Source organism: Mesorhizobium sp. M1A.F.Ca.IN.020.06.1.1 (genome assembly GCF_004023265.1).
In the GTDB taxonomy this organism is placed as follows: domain Bacteria; phylum Pseudomonadota; class Alphaproteobacteria; order Rhizobiales; family Rhizobiaceae; genus Mesorhizobium.
On record NZ_RZSR01000326.1, the window covers coordinates 1 to 5,688 of the forward strand.

Annotated in this window: 2 protein-coding genes; both read right to left on the reverse strand. The window is 62.5% G+C overall.

Features of this window, described 5'->3' with window-relative positions; all coding sequences use genetic code 11:
- A partial coding sequence (locus EOA60_RS15960) for a DEAD/DEAH box helicase (RefSeq protein ID WP_164899340.1) occupies nucleotides 1–3,224 on the reverse strand: 3,224 nt, incomplete at its 3' end.
- Nucleotides 3,224–5,688, reverse strand: a 2,465-nt coding sequence (locus tag EOA60_RS37630) for a hypothetical protein (protein WP_164899341.1), incomplete at its 5' end; no start/stop codon positions are given. The genes EOA60_RS15960 and EOA60_RS37630, both read right to left, overlap by 1 nt.

The window sequence follows — 5,688 nt, forward strand, 5'->3', positions numbered from 1 at the left end:
GCGATCGCCGGTGGCGCATTGGTGTTTAGAACCGCCTCGATGCTTCCAATGTCAACGCCCATCTCCATGGTGGTCGAGCAGCCAAGGACGTTGACTTTTCCAGATTTGAAGGCGTTTTCGTAGTCGCGGAGCAGGAAACTCGGTTGCTGAGCGGAGTGCTCCGCCGCGCGCAGCCACGGCGAGAACCTCGCCGCGCGATCCTGCTGATCGCCCCAGGCCCCCTTGGCCCTCAGGAGCGAGACACGTTCATCGGTCGCTAGCCAGTCGTCGAGAATTGAATCGGAGACGCGACCTCCGTGGGCATCACGGCGCCATGGAAACGGCAGGGTCGGCATGTCGACGGCTTCGGCTTTCGGGTGCACACCGAGCTTGTCGTATGGGCTTAGTCCGCGGAAGGTCGTGTCCACCAGACGTCGAGTGTTGGGGCACCAGAAGGCCCTTTCGATCGGCGTGACATTCATGTCGCCGAGCCGTAGCCGGAAGCCATTCGGACTGACCGTCATGAACCTTTGCAACGTCGACCATGCTGCCCGCAGAAGTTCGTTCAAGTCATCCCGAACGCTTGGATCATCGCGATCGAGACCAAGCGCCTGGACAAGCATCCGAACCACGCGAGAAGGTCTTGGACCGTAGGGGTGTGGCCAGAAGCGGACGTATCGGCTTGAGGGAAGCGCAGGCTCGAAAGGTACCATTTCCACGTGGCTCTGGCGGCGGTCAATCCAACGCATCCAACGTTTAGCGTCGAAATCCAGGATGACGTTAGTTCGGACAAAATGCGTAAGGAGAAGGCGCACGAGGTCGCGCCAGTCGTCTGCATTCAACCCTAAGCGCGTTGCGGAAGCCGGAACGACCACGTTGGGCTCGTCCAGGCCGGGAATGGTCAAGCGCAAAAGGCCCAATGTCTCAGCGCTGTTGGCGCGGACGGGCCGTCGCATGATCTCCCGATATAGCATGAATTCAGCGAGCCGCGCTGGGTCGGAGAAAGTCTCTTCGCGCTCGACCCAGAGATTCGAGAGAAAGCGGTTGATTGTGGGCTCAGCGGCGAGTCGATCGACAAGTTGGCGCCAGGCCTTCGGGGTGGCGACCCCTTCGAGCCTGATTCGCGCCAACCGAAGGTCAGCCATGAGGCTGAGAGTGATCCCGTCCTGCTCGTCGGAGGCCAGTCGCTTGAGCTTAGCCTCGATCGCGGCGATGGCCTGGTCGTCCCGCACGGGACGATCCTGCACAAAGTGGTAGAGAAAGCTTCGGACGAAGCCGCGCTCCGATGCCACCTGCAAGTTCGCCGCGTGTCGGGCCGTGCCCTGCCGCGCATCGGTGAAGGTAATCAGTTGCCGGCCGTCGAGCGGCAAGGGCTCGTCAGCGTCAGGTTTTGGCGATAGGTGCCCGACGAGTCCAGGGGTGATCTGAGACATCAAGTAGGGCGCACCCGCGACGAGCGATCGAAGCACGCCGGCCTCGAGGTCCACCTTCTTGGGTGCCCAGCCGCAACATGGACACTCACCTACGTGGCGGCTCGCGGTCGTTGGTAACCCCGCGCCGTCCACGGTCTCGACGATCGCACCGGTTTTTGGCTCGAAGCGGATTATCGGAGACGGCCGTGCCCCGCGCGCCCCTAAATATCGGCGGTTCACGACCGGGGATGTGGTCAGCGGCGCATCGTCTTGTGTGTCGTCTTCGGCGCCGAAGGTTTCGTCGCGATCGAGCGTTTGCTCGAACTCACCGTCCCCTGTGCCGCCTGTCCAGGCCACAAGATGCGATCCGTCGGCAGTTTCTTCAGCCTTGAGCGCACCATCGCCGCATTGAATGCAATAGGCCCATTCGAGCACGAGCGATCCGCAGTGTGAGCAATGCTCTCGCGATTCGAGGAAGACGGCGCCGAAGTGCCAGTCGGCTGCTTCAGATGCGGCGGGCCGCCCGGGACAGGTCGGGTTCACGCAGGCCCAGAGACCGGAAAGCGTCCGGTGGAAGAGGTGTAGGCGGACCGGCAGGATTGAGTCTCCGCCAGCGCTGGCCAGCGCCGGATCGGAATGTGGGTCCTTCGCCCTTGACGCTTCGACAAGCAGGCGCCTCGGGTCTACGTCCGCGCCGCCGATCTGGCGCGCCTGCGCGCTCCAGCCGCTCCAGCCTACGATGGCGCCGGCTCTGAACTGCTCCCTCAGGACCCTTAGCGGTGCAGACTTAGCGAAGATCTCACCGGCCTGGAGCGGTTCCATGCCCGCTATCTCGTCAAGTTCGATGAGATTGCTATTGAGGGCAGGAGAGGCCGGTAGCGACGCCCTAACACCTCTTACCACGTGAATATTTTGCTCTGGTGCGCCTGACAGATCTCGAAGGAAGGATCGTAGCTCGGCGGCGTCCGGGCCGCCGATCGTCGCTGAGGTCGCGACGTATCGGAGCTCTTCGGGTTTGCGACCGAAAGCAAGCGCGACGCGGCGTAGTAGGAGAGCAATTTCGGCCGCCTGGGCGCCGACATATGAGTGCGCTTCGTCCAGTACCACGAAGTCAAGCGTACCTTGTGACGCCCGCAGGATCGGTGCGTCCTTCTGCCGGATCAGCATGTACTCCAGCATGGTAACGTTGGTGACAAGAACCGGCGGAGGCGAGCGCCTGAGTGTCGTCCTATCAGCGACCTTCCAGGGTTCCCCACGCGCGGCGGTGCTCCGCACACTCTCCGGCGTGTCGCCATTGTAGAGGCAGTAGCGCAGCGCTCCGCCGAAGGGGGCGAACCACTTTGACAGCCGCTCCTCCTGGCTGGCGATAAGTGCGTTGAGCGGATAGAGCATCAGCGCGCGCACTCCTTCGAGCGGTTTTGCACCGCTATCGGAGGATCGAACCAGCCCATCCAAAATCGGTGTCAAAAAGCATTCTGTCTTCCCTGAGCCTGTGCCGCTCGACACGATCACCGAAGCGGCGCGTTCGCCGCAAAGCTGCTTCCAAGCGTCCACCTGGTGGGTGTAGGGCGGGTATGCGACTTCACGCAGAACTTCGAGCGTTCTTGGGTGCAAAAGGCCAGCCGGCAATCCGCCCCAACCGCCCTCTAACGGCAACCAGGGATAAGCGCCTTCGACAAACGGTTCGGAGAGGGCCGAGTTAGGCTGACCAGCGCGCGCACCCAAGCCCTCACGCAGATGCCGATTGAGATCGACTGAACGGAGTCGAGCCATACCGACAATCGCATCTGCAGCATCGCGTGGCAGCCGCGCCAGAAGCCTCTCGATTTCCATCACAGGTCCATTCGTTGGGTGGTGCCGGGGTCTATAGTCTCGCGTCCAAGGGCGACGGCGAGAGCGCTCTCGAAGAGCTGACGGTCGTGGAGCCAAGCGGCCCGACATCGTCCGACAACCTGCGGGTTTTGATGGAGTTTGCCGGCCGCCATTCGCGCCGCCACTAGGGGAGCAGCGATCAAATCCGCGAAGGCTGGGTCGTACCGCTCCCAAAGCTCGCGTCGCTCTGGCAGGAGCCCCGCGAGATGCAATCCGGTCGGTGGCTCGCGATGCTCACTCTGACGAGTCACGAACGCTTCGGCGAGTTCCCGAAGCGTTTCCTTCGGACGCCGGCATAGCCTTCCGATGAGGCCGGGTTCCAAATCTGCTCGTGGCGCGACCAATAGGAAGGTGATCCACGCATGAGTCGCTAGCCCGGGCTCCAGATCAGCGATTTGGCCGAGGGCGGCCGCCACATTGCGCCCTGCGTCGGCAGTCGGTAGTTCCAACCGTTCCAGGCGGCGCTCCAACTCGTCAATTCTCGTTCGAAACGCAGACACCCAGTGCTCGACTTCCGTTGCGCACCAGAGGAAGGGTAACTCACTTTGTAGCCGGATCACGGCGTCGCGCTCCTCAAGAGTGTCGCAGGTCGACAGGATCCACGGAGCCGCCTGGGGGGCACGGCAAAGTGACCGCAGGGCATCGATCGCCGGCACGGGCACGTTGCGATCCCGCGCGGCCACGCTCAGATCGACCAAGAGGCGGAGATCAGCGCGGTTCAAGGCTTCCGGGTGCTTTAACACTGTAGCAAATGCATCGTCCCGGGCGTCACGTCGTGCGATCCTGAAGGCCAGACGAAGCGCACTTCCACGATCGTCGTCGCCCGGTGGTTGGGCGACCACCTTCGGTCTGAGCGAGGTCCCGTCATTGGTTCGCCCGAAGATCAGCCAGGGGCCCGGACCGAGCTCTTGCAGGAGTCGCGTCTGCAATTCCTGCAAGGAAAGGCGTGGAAGGTTGTTGGAGAGTTTCGCGGTAGGCTGCGTCAGCGCTAGCGCATCCAGATTCCAACCAAGGATACTCGAAAGGCCCGAGAACGGCGAAATGCCTTTCTCGGCCACCAGCGGCTGGTCTTCGTCGTACCAGGCGATCTCGGCGAAGTGGTCACCTCGACCGGCCCAGCTCAGGCGCACCTCCGCATCGAGGTCCGGAAAGCTACCAAGGAGATCCCGCAATTCGTCTTGAAAGGCCGATAGCGGGACGAGACCGTCGATACGACGCGTGGCCTGCACGGGCTGTCCTGCGCCCTGCCGAACCACCAGCCATAGGTCGCGACCGCCAGGCGCCAACAGGCGGAACCCATGCAGTCGATCGATCGAAATCTGGGCCCGGCTTACGGCGGGCCGCATGTCCGGGGTCAACAGGAGCGGCTCGGCAATCGGATCAGCGAGCGTTAGGTCGAGTTGGGTGTCCCATCGCAGCGCCACGTGTAGCATCGCGCCTGGGGTGTGGAGTCGAAGATCGACGCGCGCGTCATCACCATTCCTGGAGATCGGAAGGATCTGACCGCCCTTCGCCGCAACGCTGGCCCCGAGCAGATTCTCGATTTTCAACGAGTGGGTTCGCGGTTCTCCCGATAGCACCAATTCACGCGGCGCAACGTCGGCGCAGGTCCAAGCGACCAGTTCACCGCCCCGCCTCATTGCGATCTCGACCCTGCCCAGGGGCGCGTGTTTGTTCGAAGAACGCCACGAGCCTCTCCCCAACGACCGCCAAATTAGGTCTTCCGACGAAACCAGCGTGTGATGCTGACCATCCGAAAGCCAAGCCTTTGGCGTCCCTAGGAACACCGTCTCGCGCACCCGCCGTAGAGTCTCTCCTGTGAGGATCAGTCGCTTCGTATCCTCGCGCTCGGCCGCGCTACGCCACGTGAGACGCCCATCACCAAGGTCGAGCGAAGCTTGCCCGACGAAGGCCAGAAGACAGCGTCCATCGAGGATGCAGTCTCCCAAGTCAGAAGGAGGCTGTTCGAACTTCAGTGCTGAACGAGCCTCCTGCGTTACAGCCATAGCCAGCCATGGCCGAGTGCTTCGAAAGGGCGAACTGCCAATGAATCTTAGTTCAAGCGCGTTCTCAAAATCGACGCCAGGATCTGGCTGGAAGAGGAGGACAGGCGCGTCTACCGGCTCGCCGGCAAACGCGGTGAACTCTTCGACTAAGGTCTCCCCTGCAACTGCCGCCAACCTAATTGCCTGGTTCAGGCGAGCGGGAACTTCGAACGCCTTGACCAGCGGACGGGACTCCCACGCTGTCGCCTCGTCTGATTCCACCTGTTCCAGCACGGCGATGGGCCGGTTCAAACCCGGCAGATCACCCCGCGGAAAGATGCGCAGCCGAGTGGCACCTTCCATCGCTGCCTGCAATTGGGGAGATGTTCGGACCACGTCGAGTTCACCTGACAAGGTGAGTTCGGCCCGCGGCGCCCACC